Source organism: Thiopseudomonas alkaliphila (genome assembly GCF_001267175.1).
Classification (GTDB): domain Bacteria; phylum Pseudomonadota; class Gammaproteobacteria; order Pseudomonadales; family Pseudomonadaceae; genus Oblitimonas; species Oblitimonas alkaliphila.
Genome location: NZ_CP012358.1, coordinates 617,678 through 643,075 on the forward strand (window position 1 = coordinate 617,678; position 25,398 = coordinate 643,075).

A 25,398-nucleotide genomic window follows, 5' to 3' on the forward strand; every position below is an offset into this window, starting at 1 on the left:
TAATCAATTTTCAAGATAAAAACATTAGCAAAAATATCAAACCACCTACCCCACTCAATATCTATATTTGCCCAATTTCACACTTTTAAGGTCATGAAGCAATTTCAAGGCCACAAAGCTAAATTAATATGTTAATGTCTTTACCCGCTAAATTAGCTCAATTTTTTGCTTAGCCTATATTTAACAACGGATTGTAATATGATTGATGTCAATGCATTACTGCAACCAATTTCGGATACCTCGCCAGCAGGTGAAGATATCTCCTTCTCACTTGAGTTTGATCAAATTCAGGAGGCTCGGCGCAGTGATGATGCCTCTTTAGATCAAGGCGAGTGGGTTACAGAAATTAAACAAGCCGACTGGCCACTCGTCCTAAAGCAATGTACCGCTCTATTAACAGAAAAAAGTAAAGATTTACGACTTGCGGCTTGGCTTGCTGAAGCTGCCACGCATCTCTATGGCTTTCAGGGGTTAGCCACTGGATACCAGCTCATAGCAGGTCTTTGCGAACACTTCTGGGATAGTTTGCACCCTGAAATTGAAGATGGAGACACAGAGCTTCGTGTTGGCAACCTTAGCTGGATGTTGTCACAATCTAAAGAGTGGATGTATACCATACCACTGACCCAAATTCCTGAGAGGAATTTCACCGCGCTTGATATTGATGCCGCCATTCGCTCTAACGACAATAGCACTGGTCCGACCATGGCAGATATTGAGCGCGCCAGAACCGCTACGCCTATTGTGTTTTACCAAAAAATAGCTGAAAGCTTACCTATAGCAAAAAACGCTCTAAGCCAATTAGAAAGCATTATTGACGAAAAGCTGGGAGATGACGGCCCTAGCTTTAGCACAGCAAGAGAAACCTTCGAAAAGGTCGCCGCTAATGCCAATAGGCTTATCAATGCAGCGGGTGCTCAAATAGCCCCCCAAGAAACAACACACGAAACATCAGAACAAACCGAGGTCCCCTCTGAAGATCTCGAGCCAAATACACCACAAATAATAATCAATAGCGGCGCCATTAACTCACGTAACGAAGCTCTACTACAACTACAACGTGTTGCAGATTACTTCAAACAAACAGAACCTCATAGCCCTGTAATATATCTGGCTGAACGTGCAGTAGAATGGGGAAATATGCCTCTGCATTCTTGGCTCCAAGCCGTACTAAAAGAAGAAAGCGGCGCATTAAATCGCCTCGAGGAGCTGCTCGGATTCTCCAGAGATGAAGAAACATATTAGGCAAACGCTTCTCATGAAATAACACCTCAGAGGGTACGTATATGAGCCAACCTATAATTGTTCTTGGTGATAAAACTAGTCATGGCGGTGCAGTCATCAGTGCATCGTCTACAGTAACTGTGAATGGCAAGCCTGCGGCCTGTGTGGGCGACAATGTTTCTTGCCCCCGCTGTAAAGGTGTTTACCCAATAATATCTGGAGATCCGACCACTTTATCGCAAGGAAAACCAATAGCTAGGGCAAATGACAAAACAGCTTGCGGAGCTACTCTCATAGCCAGACAAGCCACAAGCACTGCTGGATAACTGTAAAACTCAACTCTCTGGTTAATAAACAATGTACAAATTACAGCTTACAATCATAATCAGTTTATAAAATATAACCTAAAACCATAAGACTATGGCATATAATAATCGTTATGTTTTAATCAAGTAATATTTTGGATGAAAATGGAGCTACGAAAAATATTAAAAGAGATAGGTCTCATTATTTTAATGGTAATTCTCGTTTGGCTAGCAGTAATTTCTCGCTGGCTAATTATCAACCGAGTGCCTACTACATTAGACATTTTACTTTATCTCATTGGCTTACCCTTACTCTTATTATTCACTTATATTGCGGTGAACAAAACTGCTAGGTTTGTCAAAGAGCGCCTAATTTCTAAAAGTGAGCCCCCTCTCACTTCCTCTCCCAGTGAGCCCGAAGAAGATCCAGCTCTCTCTTGGACGCTTCCCTTTGTTGCTCTGGACTTTATATTACCGCAGGGTGAAAGTGCAGATGAGCTAATAGCCGCTTGCAAGGAAAATAAGCGACCCACCCCTCATGAGTCTTTACAAGATAATCAGCACAGCCCTGCTTTTATTGCAGACATTAAAAATATCGATATTCAGAACATTGAAGAAAGTTTACCCTCGGAAGCCAAATCTTGGCCCGATTCTTATAAACGCAATTTACTTATTACTGAAAAACTCGTTATACGTTTACTTGACAAGCATCTGGACAAGCTTCGTTTACAGCCAGTTACTGACGCCACTGCAATACAAACACCTCTGCTGCAAATTGATTGGTTGTTACCCCATCACTGGGATACCTCGCATTGTGCTGCTGCTGAACTTTGGCTCGCACAGCAACTCTCCTCCCATAGCTGGGGCTTTCCTGAAATACAACTACGATCACGCGCGATTTCTGTCAAAAGTAATACTTTGCTGGAAGTAGATGAGCTTAATCTTGCCTATCACAAAGAAACATTACTGCTTCCTCGCTTGCTATTAGTGAGCGACTCATCCGTTGATGAGGAAACTATAAGTGCGTGGGATAGCAAGCACATGCTTTATCGTCCAAACACTCCAGAAGGCCTTGTACCAGGAGAAGGCGCAGCAGGATTGCTAGTCGTCCCTAAATTTTATAAGGTTCCCACACAATCCACTGTATTGGGTGGGTTATTTTCCGGTAAGCGCAGCAAAGACGTAAGCCTGCCTCAACGACTTCAAGCAGACATACTAGTTAATCTTGCTAATAAAGCTATCGCTTCTACTGAAGAGCAAGACTGGAAGCTAATTTCAGATACTGATCTCCGACCTAGCCGCACTGGGGAAGCATTAAATTTTGCCTCTACTTTTCTGCCTGAGCAAGACCCTTTAGACAGCTTATATAGCTTAGGTACTGCTAACGGAGCAGCCAACACTGTTTTGCCACTAGCTGCTTTAGCTGTTGCCCAACACGAATGTGAAAATGAGGGCTTGGCTGCATTAGTATTTTGTCACCATGATGCTTTGCTGCGCCATGTTATGAAAGTAACGCCTTTACCGCCCATACAAAAAAACACACCTGCACTCACTGCATAAAGGAATCTGCTCTAATGAAACAACGCCTGCGTCAACTGCTTACTGATCCCAAGATGCTAGCCATTATCGCTATCCTGATTGTAGCTGCCTTATTTTTACTTAGCAGCAACACGTTAAAGTTACTTAGTTTTTGGATCGGTGCTTTTCTGTTTGCGGCTCTCTTAGCTATGTTTACTCAAAAACTTACTCGCAAGCGACATGCGCAAAAAATGTCTGATGACTTTGACGATGCTCTTAATGCGACAAAAGCTGATACCGCAGATATCAGCGCAATCCGTGACCGTATGCGCGATGCTATTAAGTCAATTAAAAGCTCCCGCTTAGGTAAAACCAAAGGAAGAGAGGCTCTCTACGAATTACCCTGGTACATGATTATAGGAAATCCAGCTGCTGGTAAAAGTACAGCAATTGCCAACTCTGGTCTTACTTTTCCCTTTGCAGATGAGCATGGCACTATTATCCAAGGGATCGGCGGTACTCGTAATTGTGATTGGTATTTCACTTCTGAAGGTATCCTTCTCGACACTGCAGGTAGGTATTCTGTACAAAGTGAAAACAGGGGCGAATGGCTAGGCTTTCTAGATTTACTTCGTAAACACCGCCCGCGTGCACCTATCAATGGCATTATCGTTGCCGCAAGCATTGCTGACCTAACAGAAAACCGCCCTGAATTCATCATTGATTTAGCAAAAAAACTACGCAATCGAGTCCAAGATCTTACAGAATACTTAGAAGTCATTCCCCCCATTTATGTAATTTTTACTAAAATGGATTTAATTGCGGGGTTTAATGATTTTTTCAACAGTTTAGATGAAAACGAATGCAGCCAAGTATGGGGAGCTACTTTACCTTTCCACCCTGATGGCAATGAGAATATTATTGCTGAATTCGATCGCTACTTTGATGAGCTAGCAAATGGCTTAAAAGAGATGAGTTTATCGCAAATTGCTTTACAGCGTGAAAAGCAAGTCTCTCCAGCTGCGCTAACCCTGCCCTTAGAATTTCAAGAAGTACGTGGTGCTCTACGCACTTTTATTTCTACATTATTTGAAGACAATCCTTTTCAGTTCAAACCTGTATTTAGAGGCTTTTATTTTACCAGCGCACTACAAGAACCTGCCATGGTACAAAAAGCCTCAGCACAAATCAGCGAAAACTTTCATCTTACAACCGACAACCAAACAATAACCACAGAAATCGAACCAAACAGTCGAAGCTACTTTTTGCTTGATTTATTCCGCAAAGTTATTTTTGCCGACAAACAATTAGTGAGGCAATATTCTAGCAAACAACGCCGACAAACTCGCTTTATTGCACTCGTAGGCACGGCCTTAGCTCTCAGCTTAATTATGGCTGGCTGGACTTGGTCGTATACTAATAATCGCCAACTTGTTGCAAATGTAGAGGCTGATCTAAAAAGTGCTATTGCAATCCAGCACGAGCAAGTAGATCTAGCCTCTCGGTTACAAGCCTTGCTTATTTTGCAAGACCGCCTGCAGCAACTAAAAAAATACCGTAATGACCATCCCATGATGCTGGGTCTTGGCTTATATCAAGGTAAAAATATTGAAAAGAAACTACGCCATGAATACTTTAACGGTATGCAGCAAATTATGTTGTCCCCCGTTACTCAAAATCTTGAAGCGTACTTAGAGAAAGTTGTAGAACACCATGACGAGTTAACTGCCGTTGAGCCAAATAAAAATAACATCAACCGTAGTAGTAATAGTGAATATGTGGAGCCTTCGCCTACTGATACAGAGCAAGCTTATAATGCCTTGAAAGCCTATCTGATGCTAAAAAACCCCCAACATGTTGAGCCCGTACTCTTAGCTGCTCAGTTAACACGTTTTTGGCGCAGTTGGCTCGTGGCAAATCGTGGCTTAATGAGCCGTGAAGAACTGATTACCACTACACAAAAACTGATTACTTTCTATACCAGTGAATATAATGAGCCTACATGGCCAACCATTCGTACTCAAAATGCTTTAGTGGCAGATGCACGGACTTCATTACAGCAAGTCATCAGCGGTATATCTGCTATACGTAAAGTGTACGCTCAAATCACTGCCAGAGCAGCAAACCGTTACGCTCCAATGACCGTTGTTTCAATACTAAATACAGAAGACAACCAATCACTACTCACAGGAAGCTACGCCATCCCTGCTGCTTATACTTACGAAGCTTGGAACGGTTATATTAAAAACGCTATTCGTAGTGCCTCTAACAACGAGTTAAGTATCACTGACTGGGTACTAGAAACCGAGCAGGATACAGATCTCACACTTATGGGGAGTCCTGAACAAATCCAGAAACAACTTGTTGAGCTGTACAAAGCAGATTACGTAACACACTGGCAAAATTTTATTCGAGGTATTGACGTTAAACAATTCGAAAACTTCAAAGCGGCAGTTGCAGGCATTGACGAACTAAGCGACTCAAAAAACTCTCCCATTAAACAGCTTTTTAATGTCGTATATGCCCAAGTTTCTTGGGATAACCCTTCCCCTTTAACGCAAGGTATCAGCGATTCAGGCAATGGTATTGTTGCTTGGTTCAAAGGCTTATTTTCTCAACGTGCACCTCAAACCCTTAATGACTCGGTAGCAGACTTTGAACTATCCAATTCCACTGTAGGTGCAATAGGGAAGCATTTCACTGGCCTTACACATTTAATGTTAGCAAAAGATAGTAACCCAGCTTTATTTGATAGCTATATGGTAATGCTAGCCGAACTACGCAATATACTTAACCAAATTCATAGTCAGGATACACCGGGCCCAGGTGCAAAAGAACTCATGGGGCAAACATTAAACAGTGAAAGCTCGGTTTTATCTCAAGGACTGCAACTTGTAGATAGAGAACTGATTAATCGCCTTGACTCAGCGCAGCGCAATATGCTGAGACCCATACTACTTAGGCCTCTCACACAAACATTCGCCGCATTAGTTCCGGTCGCAGAGCAAGATATAAATACCTCTTGGAAAGTTAAAGTATATGATCCTTTTAACCGTTTACTAGCAGGTAAGTTTCCTTTTGATAGTAATGCTAATATGCAAGCAACTCCACAGGAAATCTCTCGTTTCTTTGGTCCTACAGGAGCGATTGCAGAGTTTATAAAAGAAGACCTAGGTGAACTGATTAATCAACGTGGCGATATCATTACCCCCAAACAGTGGGCTGATATAGGCATTACCTTAACACCAAGTATTTTATCTGATTTCGGACGTTGGATTGAACCGATAGATGAAGTTACCAATGGCTCAAATAAAACTATTTTTCAAATCCGTCCAAGCCCTGCAACTGACCATATAAATAGTTACACCATAGAAATTAATGGCCAGAAACTTCACTATCGTAATACACCTGCGCAATGGTACTCCTTTACTTGGAGCAATACAGAACCTAATCAGACAGCAAAAGTGAGTGCGACAACCAACAGTGGAACCGATATAGTTTTGGAAGAGTTTACTGGCGCAGGAGCACTTGCTAAGCTCTTTCAATCCGCAGAAGGCAATATTAATAAGCACGGAATATACAACTTGGCTTGGAAGCATAATAATACTTCCGTCAATGTTCAACTACGCATTATAAGTAGTCCCCAAATGAATGGGGACGGTTCAGCTCGCAGAGGACTTAGTGGCCAACTACCACAACAAGTTGTTAAGACTGCGCCAAACCAGCAGGAAACCAATTAATGCAAATCACTTCACTAAACATTAGTTACTTTGGTAAACTCCGGAGTCAAGCAGATTTTATTAAATCATCCTCTAACAATCATCAACTTATTGCTAGACTTGATCAATGGGTTGGAGAAACATCAGAAGCGCTAGCTCATAATATTGCTTGGAAGCAGCTGTATGACTTAAGTCACTCTATTAACTTCGCCCTTATGGGGTCGCGTAACAAAGTTGTTATCAGTGGGCATTTACTGCCAAGCCAAGACGCCTCAGGACGGCGCTTTCCATTTATTACAGCCACTGCGCTACAAGTATCAGAGCCTTTAGCATTTATAGCACGCTCACCGTTTGTGCTGTCCCCTTTATGGAACAAGTTAAATGCTGCTAGCCAAGCCCTTCTTGCGGCAAAAAATGTAGACTCTCTACTTCAACAACTCCTTACGGATCGACCAAAAATCAACCTTAACCTGAAAGTCCAAGATGCTGAGCTGCAACGGTTTCTGGAAGGGCACACCTTAGGCTCGCTCCAAGCACTGCTAGAAACTCCACAGCGCACTACGAATGTCAGGCGCATCTTTTTAGCACTTGGTATTTTATTGCAGCCCATTATGAATGCTGGGTCTACAGGCGTGGGAAAAGGTATTCTTCTACCTCTACCCGACACCATCAATGCACAATACCAAGTTGCTGGGCTATGGATGGATCTGATAGCTGGCTTTCTTAAGCGCGCAGATTTTCGCGTTCTACTTCTTCAACGCCAAACAGGACCAGCTATGCTTGCCATTGGATTTAGCGGTCTAGAAAGCAATCACCTTCAAGCTATGTTTAATCCACAGCACCTCGAAAGTAATTTTGTACCGCTCTACAATCCTGAGTGGGTAGATGATCATATCGACTCTAACCCTAGCCTAACGAAACTAGCAACCTACACAGAACATCGGGAGTTATCCCTAAGTACTGCTAGAGATACCTTTCATACAACCTTTCTTGGAGCTTAGCCATGCGTTTGCTATGGAATGCTTTATTGTTATCACTTACTATTTTTCCCTATAACGCTGTTAAAGCTGCCAATAGCAATGACAAAGTAGTTGTCTCTGGTACTGTAGCAGATAACGCCACTAAAACAGAAATTTTAAGTAGATTACGTGAGCTATATGGTGCTGATCTTGTAGTGGATAGCCTAGAAGTAAGCAGCGTGACCACACCAGCCAACTGGGATAAGTTTATTACTAATATGATCCAACCCGATATTAAAAAGATTAGTAAAGGTGAAATTAGCGTAACAGGCAATACAGTAGAACTAAAAGGCCTAGTCAATAGTGAATTAGCCCGACAACAAATTCTTAACCGTCTCGCAAATACATTTAATAAAAACTATAATATTACAGGCTCCCTTGAAGTAGTTAACTCAAAACAAGAGCAGCTTAATGCAATTTTAGAGAATCAGACTATTGAGTTTGAAAGCGGTAAAGATGTGCTAACCGCCAGCAGTGAAAAACTACTCGATGAAATTTCAAGCACTATTAAGAAAATCAACACACCGCTTATCCAAATTGTAGGTAATACTGATAATATCGGAAATCGTAACAATAATATTTTATTGAGCTTGAATCGAGCCATAGCGGCAAAAGCATATCTGGTTAAACGCGGTGTACCAGCTGAAACTTTATCCGTTAGTGGTATGGGGCCAGACAACCCTATTGCAAGTAACGCCACTAAAGAGGGGCAAGCGCGCAACCGCCGTATTGACTTTATTATTTTAGATCCTGAGAAATAAAAACAACCCCCTTATCAGCGCAATATAAATTAACGAACTGCAAGAAAAGGATTCTTATTATGACGACGCCAATGGATCAGCTAAAGCATCTCTCATCATCTTCCCTCCCCTCACTCAACGAGTTAGCTGAAGCTTTTGGCACACCATCACAAAAATCTCGCTTTTTAACGCTCGATATCGAAGCAAGCAGCCCGTTATTATTGGCAAGCTTCGAGGGCAGCGAAGGTATCAACCAAGATTACCATTTTATCCTTGAGTGTCTTAGCACTTCAGCCAACATAGACTTATCTCGTCTACCGGGGCAACCTGCGCGGGTGGGTATTGCCACGGCCACCGGTCAGAGGCGCTACTGGCATGGTGTTATTACCACAGCTAACCTAGCAGACAGTGATGGCAGCTTAACGCGCTATCAATTAACACTTCAATCAGCATTAGGCTTAATGCATCTGCGCCAAAACACGCTTATCTTTCAAGAGCAATCTGCCTTAGATATTGCGGGTCAATTGTTTGCTAACTACCCAAACCTGCACTGGCGTGCCGATGTGCGCAGCCCCCTGCTGACCAAAGCCATTTATACGCAGTATCAAGAAACTGATTTTGAGTTCTTACGCCGTCTACTCAGCGAAAATGGCCTATCTTGGTACATTGAGCACCAACAAACGCAACAACTTGACGACGCCACCGCTGGCCACACTGTGGTTATCATTGATGCTGAAGCTAGCCTAGAGTTACCCTTAGGCACTCCTTTTGCCCTACGCTACCACCGCATAGATGCCACTGAAAAAACGGATAGCCTTACCACCTTTAATGAATGTTTGGCGTTAGCAAACCAACAAACCACCATACAACATTGGGATGCCGAGCAAGTGCAAGCCATCACGGGCGAAGCCAGCACAACTTGGCCTACGGGCATGCCTAGCCTCCCGCCTTTAGATAGTTTGCTTCATGCTAGTTTACCCACCACGCTACAAGCACAAGCCGAGTATCAGGCTACCGCACACTTACAGGCTACACGCTTACTTACCCACCATTACAAAGGGCAAGGAGCTGTGCGCACCCTGCAGGTGGCACAAAGGTATGAAATCACTCAACACCCAAGTTTAAATGGGCATACCTTTATTCCTCTTAGTATTCAACATGTAGCCACGAACAACCTCACCAGCGGCAGCGCTCATTCAACTAAGGCCTCGCTCTTGGAACAAGGCAATTATCGCCAACGCTTTATTGCGGTACCCACGGGCACACCTATCGCCCCCACAGTATTACCCAAGCCGCAAGCGCCCATCTGCTGCACTGCCCAAGTGGTAGGTGTACCCGATGAGCCTTTAACCAGTACACGCGATCATCAGGTTCGCATTCAGTTTTACTGGCAACGCGGTGCGGCACCCCTTGCCGGCGGCTACACCGATACCGGCGATGAAGGCCAAGGCCACGCCCCGCAAGATCACACCAGTGGCACTTGGGTGCGGGTGGCAGAAACAGCAGCCGGCGCCCACAGTGGCAGCAGCTTTGTGCCCCGCATAGGCAGCGAGGTGTTAGTGGAGTTCGCCCAAGGCGATATTGACCAGCCTGTGATTATTGGCCAGCTTTACCATGGCAATGCCCTACCGCCTTTTAATGCGGGCGAAGACAGCAGCGCTAACCACCCAGGTGCCCTTTCGGGCATTCACACTCAAACCCTCGATGGCCAACCCGCCGGCACCTGGGTGTTTGACGATGCCCCCCAACAATTGCGCCACAGCTTGCAGCACACACAGGCCAACAGCCAACTGAACTTAGGCTATGTGATTGAGCAGCCAAACAATTACCGTGGCCGCTTTCTGGGCGAAGGTGCCACCTTCACCAGCAGGGGCTGGGCTACCTTACGTGCCAGTGAAGGTTTGTTGCTCTCCACCACGCCGCGTCCTCACGGGCAAATCACTCAAATGGACAATCAAGATGCCGTGGCACAATTGCGCGCCACTCAAGAGCAAGTGGATAATTTTGGCACCGCCGCTGGTGATGGCGGCGGCCTAAACCTCGCCGCCCTTGAAGGCCTGAGCAAGGCCCTACCCAACCTCGATGCTGAAGAGCAAGGGCGCTATGAAGAAGACGTGAACGGCCAAGCCGCCGAACAGCCCGATGGCCAGCCTGTGGCGCGTTTTAGCGAGCCCCACCTTGTACTTGATAGCCCCGCCGCCATTAGCCTTAGCACCCCCAACAGCAGCGCCCACTATGCGGGCGAACATCAATTGTTTGCCAGCCAAGGCGATGCTCACCTAGCCGCCCAAGGCAGCTTGGCTCTGGCCACAGGCGACGGTGCTAGCCTATATGCCACCGACGGTGGCGCAAAAATAATAGCCAACCACGGTAGTGTTAGCCTACAAGCCAACGACAATGCCCTAGCCATCCTGGCCGATAAAGACGCCACCATCACTTCGTCTGGCAGTAGCATCGAAGTAAATGCACAACAAAAAATTGTGCTCAGCGCTGGCGGCGCTACCATCACTCTGGATGGCGCCAACCTCACCCTCTCTGCCAAGGGCACTTTTACCGTCAACACCGCTACCCATAACTGGACGGCTGGTGATAGCCAGACTGCTAAGGCAAAGGCGTTACCGAAGGGGCTGGCGACACTCACTCCAATAGCTCTTTCAGGCCCAAGCCTACTAAGCCCAACTTATAATCAACAGTTTGTAGCCACTTGGGGCGATACTGGCATTCCTGTGTCAGGTGTAAATTATGTGCTTAAAAACAATACCAACAACACAGAGGAATCAGGAATAACCTCTCAGTCCGGCCTTATTATTCAGCCATTAGGAAGCATTAAACCTGAAGAGCTAAGTGTCATAATGTTAGGAGAAGAAAAGAATGACTAATATAGGTCATCCATTATAAGGCAGTGCAACAGCTACACTAGCCCCTCTAACAGAAAACAAAACCACTCAAGTTAAAGTTACTGTATGCGACCCCAAAGTACCGACTGCAAGCAAAAGCATTATTGGTCGTTGCCAATACTACTACAAACCACTCCATGAGGAATTTGTTGAAAAAACTGGAGTAGCTACCCGTAGCTTCCCTAGCGCACTATGGAGCGACATAAAACAATGGGCTTTACAGTGGAACCCTTGGAGTGGAACGGAAAAAGAAACGAACACGGCATTATTAAGTAAGCGTGATGAATTGCTATTAGCTGAAGCCTCAGACTCTGATTGGTCTCGCCATGCTAATTTCATGATGCGCCATATTGGTTGCGGCCACACCCCACCCCCATACTACGTAAGCTATGGCTATTATTATTGCTCACGCTATGGAAAATATCTGGAACCTAAATTATCTACAAAAGGGATTAATTGGCTAAAAGCAGGACGGGAGTTGCTCCAAATAAATATGGAGTTAGGCCTTGATCAAAATATGCAAGGAAATGATATTCACATCCCTTGCAGGCGCTACCCAAACCAAGACGTCGATATCAGTGTTCCCAAACACACCCTTGAGCTTTCTCATGACATGTTCAAGAAATTTGCCTTTGATACCCACGTGCCCGCTTACCTTGATGCTGGCCTCGCCGATTTATCCTTAAAAGACCTTTGGTGGATAGGTACCCAACCCAACATTGAAGAGTGGGCAGACGGTGATACGTGGTCGCAAGCTGGCAGTAGTGCGCTAGAGGTTAGTAAAGACTGGGCTCAACAAGGTTATGAACAAAGCAAACAAGCCGCTTCTGATGCTGTGGAAGCTATAACAGATGCTTTAGAAAGAGCGCTCAAACAGCTTGAGGCACTAAAGTTTGGCCAATAAAAGAGGCATTATTGTGAGTGGCAAGCGATTTTTTTTGCTCGTTTTACTTATTTTCAGTAGCTATTTTTTATTTAACAAAATAACAGGTATAGACATGCGTTGGACCCAAGTATCTTCAGAGTTCATGAAAGGTAACGATACCCAGAGCTATGGCCCCGGAGATTTTCGCATCCGTGGCGAAAAAATGGTGTCGATGAGGTTAGCTAAGCCTAAGATAACCTTTAAAAAACAAACTGCTGAAGAGCTTGCTAATTGGGATCAGCCTTTAGAAACTACAGAACCTTGGATGAAGAGTTCCAGTGAAATATTAAACCGCATGAACGTTACTTTTCATGCCGGCAGTATAAGCAATAGCACACAAACATTTCATGAGTATGCTCAAAGCAGAGCTTGGTGGCTTTCACCTGATTGGAAAACCATCTACTTAAGCACGGGTTGGCTTGATTATCACCTAGAACCTGAAGATTTTCCAGATAACCAAGTTCCACAAATAACCAAACTCTGGCGCTCCACTGACTATGGCCATAGTTGGGAGCAACTAACGTGGCCTGAGCAGCAAAATATTAGTTCGATGCGTTTTATTAACGAGCAAGAAGGCTACCTGATCGGTTGGGGGCCTCGCATTTGGCGTACAAAAAACGGCGGCAAATATTGGCATGAGATCCAAGTGCCTGTACAAGTAAAAGACTTACAACAACCAAGAAAGCGTTTCGACTTAGTTGCTTTAGGTAAAGATAATGCGCTTTATCTAGCTTTTGTTCCCATCATTGGCACAGGGTTAAGCAGTGAAATATGGCGCTTAAAATGGGGTGAGGAGACCTCTGAACTTATTTTCAGCGTACCTGGTAATAAAGTGGATGACATATTTGCCGATGCAAATGGAAAAGTTTATGTATTTACCCACGCTGGCCCAAAATATGAAGAAAGAAACCAAATCAGTACACTTTATCAGTGGGATGGCGAAGAACTTAATGCAATACATTCTTTCCCTAAGGGCATGCTCGGCTACGCTATTTACCAAACTCCAGTAAATAAACATCTGCTAGTACAAGGACCTGATTACGCAAGCATTTTACCGAAAGACTGGACGGCCCTGAGTAAAGATGGCGGTAAAACATGGCGCACTGATAAAAACTCATCGGCCCAAGGCGGCTATTATGACGATGTAACAGGTACAGACTGGAAGGTATCTGGTTATTCTTTATATAAGCGCGAAATTCCTTAAAGCGACAACCCTAATCCCTTTATCACAATGTCCTAGGTAGAGAGCTAAATGAGCCTTTATACCCAACTGAAAATGTAACGTTGCACCACTTCCCTTGTGATCAACCAAATTAATGTTGGGAGAGTTGGTGGCTTGCTAACCATGCATTAACAGACACTCTTGATGAAGAGCTAGAGGAATTTACCAAATGGGAAATATTCTAATAGACGAAGACCTTTGCATGGAACTATCCGGTCTATTTTTAGGAACAGGCGCGGACTTTGTAAAAATAGCCTCCATTGCTAAAAATTACTCAATAGATTTTGTAGAAGAAACCTTCTTTAAATATGTAGCACCCGCCTGCAACTATAATACAATATGTGCGGAGCCAATAATCATATATATATATATATATGATCGAAAAGAGCTATTAAAAAGAATATATAAAATACAAGAAAAAAGAAAAACTAAGTGGGGAAAAATATATTATGATCTATTCTCGTTTTATCTTAAATTTAAATTTAATACGTCGTGGAGCATATTGAAAAACCACTACTACGCTTAATTGATATCTTTATATCCCGCATAGGCAGCGAAGTATTAGTGGAGTTCGCCCAGGGCGATATTGACCAGCCTGTGATTATCGGCCAGCTGTACCATGGCAATGCCCTGCCGCCTTTTAATGCGGGCGAAGACAGTAATGCCAACCACCCTGGTGCCCTTTCGGGCATTCACACTCACACCCTCGATGGCCAACCCGCCGGCACCTGGGTGCTTGACGATGCCCCCCAACAATTACGCCACAGCTTGCAGCACACACAAGCCAACAGCCAACTGAACTTAGGCTATGTGATTGAGCAGGCAAACAATTACCGTGGCCGCTTTCTGGGCGAAGGTGCCACCTTCACCAGCAGTGGCTGGGCTACCTTACGTGCCAGTGAAGGTTTGTTACTCTCCACCACGCCGCGCCCTCACGGGCAAATCACTCAAATGGACAATCAAGATGCCGTGGCACAATTGCGCGCCACTCAAGAGCAAGTGGATAATTTTGGCACCGCCGCTGGTGATGGCGGTGGCCTAAACTTAAAAGCCCTTGAAGGCCTGAGCAACGCCCTACCCAGCCTTGATGCTGAAGAACAAGGGCGCTATGAAGAAGACGTGAACGGCCAAGCCGCCGAACAGCCCGATGGCCAGCCTGTGGCGCGTTTTAGTGAACCCCACCTTGTACTTGATAGCCCCGCCGCCATTAGCCTTAGCACCCCCAACAGCAGCGCCCACTATGCGGGCGAACATCAATTGTTTGCCAGCCAAGGCGATGTTCACTTAGCCGCCCAAGGCAGCATGGCTGTGGCCACGGGCGATGGTGCTAGCCTGTATGCCACCGACGGCGGCGCCAAAATAATGGCCAACCACGGCAGTGTTAGCCTACAAGCCCACGAAGGTGCATTAGCGCTACAAGCAGATAAAGACGCCACCATCACTTCGTCTGGCAGCCGTATTGAAGTAAACGCACAACAAAAAATTGTGCTCAGCGCTGGCGGCGCTACCATCACACTGGATGGCGCCAACCTCATCCTCTCTGCCAAGGGCACTTTTACCGTCAACACCGCTACCCATAACTGGACGGCTGGTGATAGCCAGACTGCTAAGGCAAAGGCGTTACCGAAGGGGCTGGCTACCGCCGTTAGTGCTTCTTCGTTACTGCCAACATCTACAACTACGCCAACACTGAGTGAACCTACTCATGGCGAGTTTCACTTTAGGTACCTTTATCATGATGGTGAGCCTGTTAAAAACGCCGCATTCACAGCAAGACTCCCAGATGGAAGCGTCCATGAGGGCCAATTAGACGAGCAAGGATACGTCTTCCTTTCAGGCATCCCTAACGGGACAATAGAACTTACCATTGATGAAGATGAGCGCCCTTACACAGCGTTTAAAATGCCCATTAAAACGGATGACGACTTAACAGAATGGATGCAGGCATAACCATGTCAATACTCGATAAAGTATGGGAAGGCACCACCGATGGCTTTGGCTGGTTGCGCAATGTCATTATTGGCGAATGGGCAGATAATCGCTCATTAAGCGAGATCACCACAGATGCCATAATAGGGTTTGTGCCGGGTGTGGGCTCTATTGTTACCCTCCGCGATCTCATCGCTATTATCTATCGGCTTTCCAGCTCGCCAGAACGGCGAGAAGATGTTGAAGAGTGGATTTTATTAATCGCCATGTTGCTACCACTGATTATTACGGTCGCTGGAGCAGCTGTGGCGGGTGTGGGTGCACTAGTCGGTGCTGAGTTAGGCGGCTTTTTACGTGCACTAGCCCTCTTACTCGTTAAAAAAGGAGGCGCTGGGCTCAAAAACATCACCGATTTCTTGCGTGCCCATGGCTATGGCTCAACCGTAAAAGCACTCAGTGAAGTAAAGTTTGCTCAGTACGAACAAGCGTTAATGCGAGGGCTCAATGAACAGTTCAACAAACTCACGCAACTGATTAATGATTTTATTGCTCGCATCAACAGTTTACAGCTGGACAAACTCCCACCATGGCTGGGCGGAGATAAAATCAATAAAGCGCTTGCCCATGCAAAAACTTGGCTACATCATTTAGAAGAATTACGACAAAGCGCAGGCACTATGGTGCCTAGTGCACTAAAAGAGTTAGACCAACGTTTGGGGGCCTTGCTAAGCGGCAATGTCAAAGCCGCCACACAAAGCACCCACTCCCTTAATACAGGAGTAGAAGCGCCCTCCTTATCTGCTTCTCAAACCCAAAGCGAAAAAGGTGTATTAACCTCACAGGGAAACCCTGAGCCAGGCAACACTCGGCGCACCCAAGAACGCCATACTGTTCGCCATGCCCTTCCTCTAAAAGGCGGCAAACGAGAATATGGCATTACCGATGCTTCCGCCCGACCGGTAGGTGCGAAACCTTATAAAGATGGCGATGTGTTGGATAATCCGCCTGTTCGAATCGATGACTGGGAAGAGCTCTACGCTGGCAGAGTTCACCAAGGCTGGCCGGATTTAACCTTTGGTAGTAATTACGCTACGTTTTCTCGCTTAGAGGCCAATACGATACAATCGGGCAGTGATACAAAGTTTGTTCGTGTGGTGCAAAAAGGTAACTCAAAGCAAGATAACGGCACCTTTTTTAACCGCGAACTGCCTGTGGATGGACAAGATTTACGCACCAACTCCGCCGTAAAAGATGCTTGGAACCAAAACGGCGAATATTACGAAATGCTGATTCCAGCGAAAGGCCATGTGGTATGGAAAGAACTGCTAGAACTCCGCCAACAACGAGCCCCCAAAGGCGTGGTGCTCAACCCTCAACAAGAAGAAGTATTACGCTTTTGGGAAGGACCAGCAGCGTCACAGCCATATGAAATAACACTTTCTGATGGAACAAAAAAATTAGACTCTTGGGTATTACCTGGCGGAAAACCACAACAGCTCTTCGATTATGAAGAGCTACAAATACTCCGTAAACACGGTTTTATGACCGAAAGAAAACCTACCAACTTCACAGATTACAACGAAGAGCTCAATAATATCGTGCCGCAATCAGGCCCCGCTTTTGAGGTATTGCCTGCGGATAAAGCTATTCCACCAGCACAAGGAGCACAAAGCCTATGAAGGATTACGCCAACGCCCCCGACAAAAAACTTCGCAAAGCCTGGCTGAAGCGTAAGTTTTTATCTTTTGAATATCATGAAGAATTGGTAACACTTCATTCACAGTGGCTTAAACGGCTGTACGAACTCTTGAAAGCCTCCAATGCTAAAGAAGAATTTCCAGAAGATTATGATTACTTATGGACTATAGCTATCCCTAATTTTGAAAAAATTAGCAAGCCAGGCCAGCTTGATCCCAACAAATGGGAGCCAGGACGTAGCGCTGGGGTCGCACGTTCCATCCCAGATTATCGTGAGCTTATGTACCATAATTATTGTTGGAACTGGTTAGATAAACATGAGTGGGAGCAGGAAATTTTACAACCTTGGAATGAAATGCTCCGCATGTGCACCAACATTCGCCAAACAGTGGATAATTTGTGGTTTAACCCAAGAAAAGGCAATGACGACGCTATATTAAATGAACGCTATACAGGCCCCATCGATTGGCCTGCACACTGGGAAGACGCCCCAAGAGAGGTACCTAAAAGTGTCGCAGGCGGCCAATCCTGCCCTCGATCAGGCTGGTGGTTCTCCCTTGCCGAACCTCAAACCATACAGCGCTATTATTTTAAAGAAGGCGAAACATTCCCTGTTTTTGAAGGCAGCCGTTACGGCGATACATTTTGGCAATGGGCGCATAATCAATCGGATACACAAGAATAGTTGGGCATAGCTCCCTGAAATATAGCAATGAGAGATTACGCCAACGCCCCCGACAAAGAACTTCGCAAAGCCTGGCTGAAGCGTAAGTTTTTATCTTTTGAATATCATGAAGAATTGGTAACACTTCATTCACAGTGGCTTAAACGGCTGTACGAACTCTTGAAAGCCTCCAATGCTAAAGAAGAATTTCCAGAAGATTATGATTACTTATGGACTATAGCTATTCCTAATTTTGAAAAAATTAGCAAGCCAGGCCAGCTTGATCCCAACAAATGGGAGCCAGGACGTAGCGCTGGGGTCGCACGTTCCATCCCAGATTATCGTGAACTTATGTACCATAATTATTGTTGGAACTGGTTAAATAAAGATGAGTGGGAGCAGGAAATTTTACAACCTTGGAATGAAATGCTCCGCATGTGCACCAACATTCGCCAAACAGTGGATAATTTATGGGTAAGTCGCTTTACAGGTGATGACGATAGTATATTAGATGAAGAAATTACAGGCCCCATCGATTGGCCTGCACATTGGGAAGACGTGCCAAAAGAGGTGCCTAAAAGTGTCGCAGGCGGCCAATCCTGCCCTCGATCAGGCTGGTGGTACTCCCTTGCCGAACCTCAAACCATACAACGTTATTATTTTAAAGAAGGCGAAACATTCCCTGTTTTTGAAGGCAGCCGTTACGGCGATACGTTCTGGCAATGGGCGCATAATCAATCGGATACACAGGAATAGTTGGGCATAGCTCCCTGAAATATAGCAATGAGAGATTACGCCAACCAACGCCCCCCGACAAAGAACTTCGCAAAGCGTGGCTGAAGCGTAAGTTTTTGTCCTATGAATACCATGAAGAACTCGTAGTACTTCATGCACAGTGGTATGAGATTGTGCGCAAAGCGCTAGAAAGGCCTGAAGTAAAAAAAGAATACCCAAGCTTATATCAAGAATTTAAAGAGTGTAATCCCCCCTTGGCCAAGGTCGGTGCCTTCTTCGGTGGCGCTTAAGGCTTCCATCAATGGGGTGTGGGCTTCAACGGCGGGCAGCTCTTCAGCTGCGGGCTCGCCTTCAAGGTTAGCGCCTTGCTTAGTGGCCACATCAGCCAGTTGGGTAGCGAGCGCTTGAGCGTGTTCGTGCAGGGCGACGGCGTTTTGGGCATCCATGGCATCTTGGCCGGCAGCACTGCTCAGCAGTAAGCCTTTGCCGGCGCGTACCGCGCCTTGGGCAGCAGTGGTTAAGGCCACGCCATAGCCTTTATCCGCTTCGCGGGCGTTATCGGGCGCATGCTTTATATGGCCTAAGTACAGGGCGGTGTCGTAATCGGTGGTAGAAAGTGTAATACCACTTTGCTGGGGGCTATCATCAAAGCGCAATTGGCGATAACCGCCCGTGCCCTCGGCACTGGTGCTAAGATCTTGAGTTTTAAGGCCACTGAACACGCCGCTATGCTCGTTACCACTAAACCACATAGGCGCATTGCCCGTGGCACCACTGCCGCCTTGGGTCACTTGGTTGTGGGGCACATCCTCTTGGCCCACCCGTGGGGTAAATACGCTGCCCCAGTTGCGCCCGCCATGGTAACGAACCAGCTAAACCATTTCGATTTCAGAGCAAGATTCACACCAATAATAATATCGTTTGTTCTTTGAATAGAGTTTTATTGTTTTTCCTATTTGGCAATGGCTGCATGCAGGCAGACTGCTTAATGTTTCAAAATAAAGCGATTCAGCAAGCAGTTGCGGATAATAACGTGCCACAAGATGAAAAAGCTTTCTGCGGTCAATCAATATCAATGATTCGTCTTCCAGCTCTAATGCCGGCTCGCTAAAATAATGTGTCGTCACAAAGAAACCTTTTTGATACCCGTCCGCCACCACTCCTTTAAAGGCTCTAACTTCACGCACATCTACTCTTTCCGTGTTTCTTTTAGGATTCCAAGCCTTGCATTGCACAGCAAGACTTTTAACTTTTCCCACATGGCCAATGAGATCTACACCGTTATCATTTTTGCCGTCGATGTCTGTTATGTCATAACTCATTTTTTCTAAAAGAGCTTTAATAAACAGGTTGAAATCACTCGATGAGCATTCATCAATATTGTTCAGTATTGATTGAAGCTTTTTATCTTGCCTTGTATTTACATCTGAAGAGAGCAGATCTGAAATATCTACTGGCATTTGAATTGATTGTTTATCTGTCAAGAAGGCAAAGAGTTTTTTTAAAAAAAGCATTTTTATTTAATACCTGTCCTTTGATGCTGCATGCATTATAAACATAAAAAATAAGAAAAATTTATTTTTCGGTGGAAACCAAAAATTAAAAGTTATCTCATTCACCACAATTCCTGCAACAGCCAAGCAACAAAAGCAATCATTGCCGCACTGCTTATTAGGTTAGGAACAATGTATAAAATCCATTCTTTAAGTGTGGGCTGTAAAGCATTGTGCCAATCTTTTACCAAAGGGTCTTCGGGCGCAATGCGGCATTTCGCTTCGATATCTTCTGACCACACTGGTAGCTTGCATCGGTGGCACACCTTTTTCTGTTTCTTGCTCGCCCCAGGCTGCAAAACGCTCTGTCATGCCGCTTGTACCAAAGTACTCATGAGGAGAGTAACTGAACGAAGGATGCTCCGCATAAGCCGTAACGGTAATCGTGGGGAGTACAATGACATTTTCCCCTGTAGGCCCAGGTTCCTCGCTAGGCGATTGTAGGACCGACACCGACTCGGTAACAGTTTGCACTAGCTTTGGCCTAGGTGCCGATGGTATTTCAACAAACTCATTAATGGCCTGTGTTAATTGGTTAAACGGCAAGGTATCCGCCTGTTGCGTGTTGCCAGCAACCCACGCTTGTACATCCACCATTTGCATGTGTTGATCACGCACCGTTTGCTTACGATGCGCTTGCAGCACATCCCACGTCCATGCGGTATCTGAAAACCCAAGCCACACCTTGCCAGCATCTTTAGCGTAAGGAATAGTCACACACCGCGCCTTAAACTCATCGTCTGTTAAATCGCAGCTAAACTCGGGCACTTGAAAGGGTAATAAACCGCTAAAGTCGTCAACGACCTCGCTTGTTAGCGCGTTCACGCCGATCCTTTTCCACTACCTTCTGTAAAAACTCGGGATGTTCTTCAAAACCATCACCAATGTACTTTGGCTCAGGCAAATGATGAGGATCGTTTGCTGCAACAACACATTCAACCTCTACCCATTCAGGCCATACAGGGGACTTACAAGTTTTAAAGATGATCCAACGAAGTGCAATTAAAGGCCCAATGATTGGGAAAAATAATACAACAAAGAAATAATTAGTAATCGCAGCTCGCGTATAACTCATACGGTAGTGGTTAACTATTGAGGGAGTTATCGTCATAGCTATAAAGGGCGGCTTAACGCTTTTAGGCCCTTCTTCCATATAGCGATAAACAAACTCCCAAAGTTCTTTAATAACTTCATCTTCAACATGGGCCATACCCACCACAAAACTAAACTTAATGAAATCACCATCCATTACATGGCCAATTAAATGACGATGAGGGTGATTTTTTACTCTATTAATATAAAAGTTCACTTCGTCCCAACAAAAAACCTGCACCCCGCCTTCTTTAGGTGGACGAAATACATAAATCTTACGGTTTTTGCGGTTGAAGCGGACGGGATAAGCGGTGTAGCTAAAAAGATCGTGCCTAACCCCCATTCCGCCAAATATCAAAAACATGCCCAACCCCAAAATCACTCCAACTATATTCGCAGATTGAACAGCCCAATCTGTGCCATTAATAGCGAGCCAATAACTAAATGTGATAAGTGTCCCTAACCCAGCTAGCGCACCCAGTATGCCGGCCAATGAACTAATCGATCCTCTAGCAAAAAAAACGGGATCGACATACTCGGTGTAGGTGGAATTAAACTGCAATAATGAACCTCTATCCGTGGCTTCAACATAATCGTTGCGCTGCTTTGGCAACAAGTCGAGCTTTTCATCATCGGTTATGGTGCGATCTGCCTTAACGCGAGCATTCCAACTGATTCCTGCCATGATATTACGCCTCCATCAGTGCTGTTAGTGCCTCGGTTTGCTCTGTAAAGTCACTAAACGACTCCACTCCCTCTTGACCAAAATAAAGAGCTCGCTTAAGCCACTTCTCGATGTCGTCGTCTTTAAACAACTGTATGGCGATAACCGCTAATGCTGCTAAAATTCCTACGATAATTCCTGCTGGTCCAAGCCAAGCGGCTCCTCCCAGCAGCACAGACCACACTAAGGCAGCACCACCTGCAAAAATTCCAATACCACCAATAGTTAGCCATGTTCCTACAGCTTTATTCGTCTGCATTTCCTCTTGCCCTTCAATAACGGTCAACACCCCTGCGATAATGCCGCCAACACCACCTAAGAGGCGCCCAACCGTAGAAAGCGCTTGGCTATAGCTTTTAAAAAAAGTTACGTTACCTAACAGTGGGATCGGCTTAATGCCCCACGAAAAATGCCGTGCCATCGCCGCTGCCGTTTCTGCTAGTCCACCCACTAACGCAGCCATGCCACTGCGCACCTGCCAATAGGCTATTTTTACTTTCTTAGCAGCACTGGCTGAACCTACTTTCTTATTGGCTTCTGCCTCAGCTTTGGCGAGTTCCCCATAAGCCGTACTCACAGAAGCCGCAGCAAACAAAGCACCAATCACTCCGCCTTTCACTTCAAGCGAGCTAAAACGTCGTACTGAAGCCGCATACAACCGCTCAAAATCATGCACTTGCACATGCGTTGCAATCGTGGCTGCTCGCTGAGCACTGGGCGTTCGTCCGCTCATCATTTGTAAACGCTTGAACTCTGCCTCATCTACCACGATAAGGGCTTTACCGCTCACCACTTTCTCAGCCTGTTGATCATAAACTTGGCGTCCACCTGAGCGATATAAACTGCCACGCCCACCCGACATATCGGCTATCGCCGTTGCCAACGTACGGGCCACGGCTTGCCTTGAACCTGTAAACTCCACTGCTGCTAATTGCTGGCCTGGCAACGTGGCAGCTAAGTTAGCGCGCATAAAACTAATCGCGAACCTATCGGGTAACGCTGCCGCACCCCACACCAACCCTCTATCAATAAAAGCGGTGGCGCGTTCAGCAAGCGGGCCGCCCAATGCAAAAAACAAACTTGAAAGCTGTCCACTCAATTCTAACCATTTCGACATACCAAACGCTGCAAAGTGATCTTCTACTTTTTTATAAACAGCCAACCCAAGAGGATTAATCGGATCTCGTGGGTTACTAGAAGATTGTTCGCATAAGGTTTTTACATCATTAATCAACTGTTCTTGATTAAACGCCATAGCGCGTAAAAAGATATTGGTTGGATCACTGGGATCCTCTCCTAACTTTTGTTTAAGGTATTTTCGTACGCTACTGCGTCCAGTACTATCGCTAATAATAGCGTTAATCGTTAACAAGTAATCACGCCCATTATCCGGCATTTTAGTGTCGTAATTATGCATAAAAGCTGCTAATAACTGTGGCGATTGTAGCCATAACAAATACGCCGAATCCAATGGCTGCAGCACACGGCTTTCGTGGGCCGCCAACTGTTCTTGATAGTTTTCTAAAAAGCGCGTCATGCCGTCTGCATCATACGCCTTGCTGTATTTGCTCCAGCGTTCGCTAGCGATTTTAATCTGCTCTTCCATGGGCACCTCTTTTAGCGCTTCCACCTGCTGCTCACTCCACGTAGTGGGGTGAATTCCTAGATGCCGTGTCGCCGTGGGCGAAATTATGGACAACATGGTCGCTTTTCGCAGCTCGGCGCCATACCGCTTTTCGCCTTCTTCTTTAACTGCGCCATTCATGATCGCCATGCGAACAGATTCCAGTTGTGAGGCGGACTCTAACTTATGTTGACGTGAAGAATGATCTGTCCACTCCGCGCCGCGTCTTAATACCAAGTGATTCACTTCCATGGTGATGCCCACCGGATCTGCCACCATCGCAATCATCGGTGGCACACCCTTTTCTGTTTCTTGCTCGCCCCATGCTGCAAAACGCTCTGTCATGCCGCTTGTACCAAAGTACTCATGAGGAGAGTAACTGAACGAAGGATGCTCCGCATAAGCCGTAACGGTAATCGTGGGGAGTACAATGACATTTTCCCCTGTAGGCCCAGGTTCCTCGCTAGGCGATTGTAGGACCGACACCGACTCGGTAACAGTTTGCACTAGCTTTGGCCTAGGTGCCGATGGTATTTCAACAAACTCATTAATGGCCTGTGTTAATTGGTTAAACGGCAAGGTATCCGCCTGTTGCGTGTTGCCAGCAACCCACGCTTGTACATCCACCATTTGCATGTGTTGATCACGCACCGTTTGCTTACGATGCGCTTGCAGCACATCCCACGTCCATGCGGTATCTGAAAACCCAAGCCACACCTTGCCAGCATCTTTAGCGTAAGGAATAGTCACACACCGCGCCTTAAACTCATCGTCTGTTAAATCGCAGCTAAACTCGGGCACTTGAAAGGGTAATAAACCGCTAAAGTCGTCAACGACCTCGCTTGTTAGCGCGTTCACGCCGATCCTTTTCCACTACCTTCTGTAAAAACTCGGGATGTTCTTCAAAACCATCACCAATGTACTTTGGCTCAGGCAAATGATGAGGATCGTTTGCTGCAACAACACATTCAACCTCTACCCATTCAGGCCATACAGGGGACTTACAAGTTTTAAAGATGATCCAACGAAGTGCAATTAAAGGCCCAATGATTGGGAAAAATAATACAACAAAGAAATAATTAGTAATCGCAGCTCGCGTATAACTCATACGGTAGTGGTTAACTATTGAGGGAGTTATCGTCATAGCTATAAAGGGCGGCTTAACGCTTTTAGGCCCTTCTTCCATATAGCGATAAACAAACTCCCAAAGTTCTTTAATAACTTCATCTTCAACATGGGCCATACCCACCACAAAACTAAACTTAATGAAATCACCATCCATTACATGGCCAATTAAATGACGATGAGGGTGATTTTTTACTCTATTAATATAAAAGTTCACTTCGTCCCAACAAAAAACCTGCACCCCGCCTTCTTTAGGTGGACGAAATACATAAATCTTACGGTTTTTGCGGTTGAAGCGGACGGGATAAGCGGTGTAGCTAAAAAGATCGTGCCTAACCCCCATTCCGCCAAATATCAAAAACATGCCCAACCCCAAAATCACTCCAACTATATTCGCAGATTGAACAGCCCAATCTGTGCCATTAATAGCGAGCCAATAACTAAATGTGATAAGTGTCCCTAACCCAGCTAGCGCACCCAGTATGCCGGCCAATGAACTAATCGATCCTCTAGCAAAAAAAACGGGATCGACATACTCGGTGTAGGTGGAATTAAACTGCAATAATGAACCTCTATCCGTGGCTTCAACATAATCGTTGCGCTGCTTTGGCAACAAGTCGAGCTTTTCATCATCGGTTATGGTGCGATCTGCCTTAACGCGAGCATTCCAACTGATTCCTGCCAT

The 25,398-nt window shown here is 45.5% G+C and carries 20 protein-coding genes; 14 read left to right on the plus strand and 6 right to left on the minus strand.

Going from position 1 to position 25,398, the window contains the following annotated elements; genetic code table 11:
• The first annotated feature begins 198 nt into the window (after positions 1-198).
• The 14 genes from tssA to AKN87_RS03060 all read left to right on the plus strand — a co-directional run bounded on the left by tssA (position 199) and on the right by AKN87_RS03060 (position 18,616).
• Entirely contained in the window at positions 199-1,245 is a 1,047-nt protein-coding gene (gene tssA / locus AKN87_RS03000; RefSeq protein ID WP_053102414.1) for a type VI secretion system protein TssA, read from the plus strand.
• Between the two features lie 41 nt (positions 1,246-1,286).
• Positions 1,287-1,550 (plus strand): PAAR domain-containing protein, encoded by a 264-nt coding sequence (locus AKN87_RS12075; RefSeq protein WP_080995489.1) that lies wholly within the window; start codon positions 1,287-1,289, stop codon positions 1,548-1,550.
• Between the two features lie 138 nt (positions 1,551-1,688).
• Complete coding sequence (locus AKN87_RS03005; protein WP_148561487.1) at positions 1,689-3,089, plus strand: hypothetical protein; 1,401 nt, start codon at positions 1,689-1,691, stop codon at positions 3,087-3,089.
• 14 nt (positions 3,090-3,103) lie between these two features.
• Positions 3,104-6,787 (plus strand): type VI secretion system membrane subunit TssM, encoded by a 3,684-nt coding sequence (gene tssM, locus AKN87_RS03010; RefSeq protein ID WP_053102416.1) that lies wholly within the window; start codon positions 3,104-3,106, stop codon positions 6,785-6,787.
• A complete protein-coding gene (gene tagF / locus AKN87_RS03015) occupies positions 6,787-7,767 on the plus strand; it encodes a type VI secretion system-associated protein TagF (RefSeq protein WP_053102417.1) in 981 nt (326 codons plus the stop codon). Before tssM ends, tagF begins: the two co-directional genes overlap by 1 nt.
• 2 nt (positions 7,768-7,769) lie before the next feature.
• Entirely contained in the window at positions 7,770-8,546 is a 777-nt protein-coding gene (locus tag AKN87_RS03020; RefSeq protein ID WP_053102418.1) for an OmpA family protein, read from the plus strand.
• A gap of 59 nt (positions 8,547-8,605) precedes the next feature.
• On the plus strand, positions 8,606-11,404 hold the full coding sequence (locus tag AKN87_RS03025; RefSeq protein ID WP_053102419.1) for a type VI secretion system Vgr family protein: 2,799 nt from the start codon (positions 8,606-8,608) through the stop codon (positions 11,402-11,404).
• Positions 11,405-11,759: 355 nt separating this feature from the next.
• Positions 11,760-12,326, plus strand: coding sequence for a hypothetical protein (locus tag AKN87_RS03030; RefSeq protein WP_148561488.1), 567 nt, complete (start codon positions 11,760-11,762; stop codon positions 12,324-12,326).
• 13 nt (positions 12,327-12,339) lie between these two features.
• Positions 12,340-13,551: a WD40/YVTN/BNR-like repeat-containing protein gene (locus AKN87_RS03035; RefSeq protein WP_148561489.1), complete on the plus strand. Its 1,212-nt coding sequence runs from the start codon at positions 12,340-12,342 to the stop codon at positions 13,549-13,551.
• Between the two features lie 220 nt (positions 13,552-13,771).
• Positions 13,772-14,095, plus strand: coding sequence for a DUF7079 family protein (locus AKN87_RS12600; RefSeq protein ID WP_456243163.1), 324 nt, complete (start codon positions 13,772-13,774; stop codon positions 14,093-14,095).
• Positions 14,062-15,519 carry a DUF2345 domain-containing protein gene (locus AKN87_RS03045; RefSeq protein ID WP_080995490.1) on the plus strand — a complete coding sequence of 486 codons (1,458 nt, stop codon included), beginning with the start codon at positions 14,062-14,064 and terminating at the stop codon, positions 15,517-15,519. The genes AKN87_RS12600 and AKN87_RS03045 overlap by 34 nt, the downstream gene beginning before the upstream one ends.
• Before the next feature lie 2 nt (positions 15,520-15,521).
• On the plus strand, positions 15,522-17,177 hold the full coding sequence (locus tag AKN87_RS03050) for a hypothetical protein (protein WP_053102424.1): 1,656 nt from the start codon (positions 15,522-15,524) through the stop codon (positions 17,175-17,177).
• Positions 17,174-17,881, plus strand: coding sequence for a hypothetical protein (locus AKN87_RS03055; protein WP_053102425.1), 708 nt, complete (start codon positions 17,174-17,176; stop codon positions 17,879-17,881). The genes AKN87_RS03050 and AKN87_RS03055 overlap by 4 nt, the downstream gene beginning before the upstream one ends.
• A 27-nt stretch (positions 17,882-17,908) precedes the next feature.
• Complete coding sequence (locus AKN87_RS03060; protein ID WP_053102426.1) at positions 17,909-18,616, plus strand: hypothetical protein; 708 nt, start codon at positions 17,909-17,911, stop codon at positions 18,614-18,616.
• A gap of 200 nt (positions 18,617-18,816) precedes the next feature.
• Here the strand turns inward: AKN87_RS03060 and AKN87_RS03065 are convergent, their stop codons facing one another.
• The 6 genes from AKN87_RS03065 to AKN87_RS03090 all read right to left on the minus strand — a co-directional run bounded on the left by AKN87_RS03065 (position 18,817) and on the right by AKN87_RS03090 (position 25,398).
• Positions 18,817-19,401 carry a type VI secretion system Vgr family protein gene (locus AKN87_RS03065; protein WP_199533072.1) on the minus strand — a complete coding sequence of 195 codons (585 nt, stop codon included), beginning with the start codon at positions 19,399-19,401 and terminating at the stop codon, positions 18,817-18,819.
• 66 nt (positions 19,402-19,467) lie between these two features.
• Positions 19,468-20,109, minus strand: coding sequence for a restriction endonuclease (locus tag AKN87_RS03070; protein ID WP_199533073.1), 642 nt, complete (start codon positions 20,107-20,109; stop codon positions 19,468-19,470).
• Between the two features lie 189 nt (positions 20,110-20,298).
• Entirely contained in the window at positions 20,299-20,973 is a 675-nt protein-coding gene (locus tag AKN87_RS03075) for a toxin VasX (protein ID WP_053102428.1), read from the minus strand.
• On the minus strand, positions 20,945-21,925 hold the full coding sequence (locus AKN87_RS03080; RefSeq protein ID WP_053102429.1) for a DUF6708 domain-containing protein: 981 nt from the start codon (positions 21,923-21,925) through the stop codon (positions 20,945-20,947). The genes AKN87_RS03075 and AKN87_RS03080 overlap by 29 nt, the downstream gene beginning before the upstream one ends.
• A gap of 4 nt (positions 21,926-21,929) precedes the next feature.
• Complete coding sequence (locus AKN87_RS03085; protein WP_053102430.1) at positions 21,930-24,446, minus strand: T6SS effector BTH_I2691 family protein; 2,517 nt, start codon at positions 24,444-24,446, stop codon at positions 21,930-21,932.
• Positions 24,418-25,398 carry a DUF6708 domain-containing protein gene (locus AKN87_RS03090; protein WP_053102429.1) on the minus strand — a complete coding sequence of 327 codons (981 nt, stop codon included), beginning with the start codon at positions 25,396-25,398 and terminating at the stop codon, positions 24,418-24,420. The genes AKN87_RS03085 and AKN87_RS03090 overlap by 29 nt, the downstream gene beginning before the upstream one ends.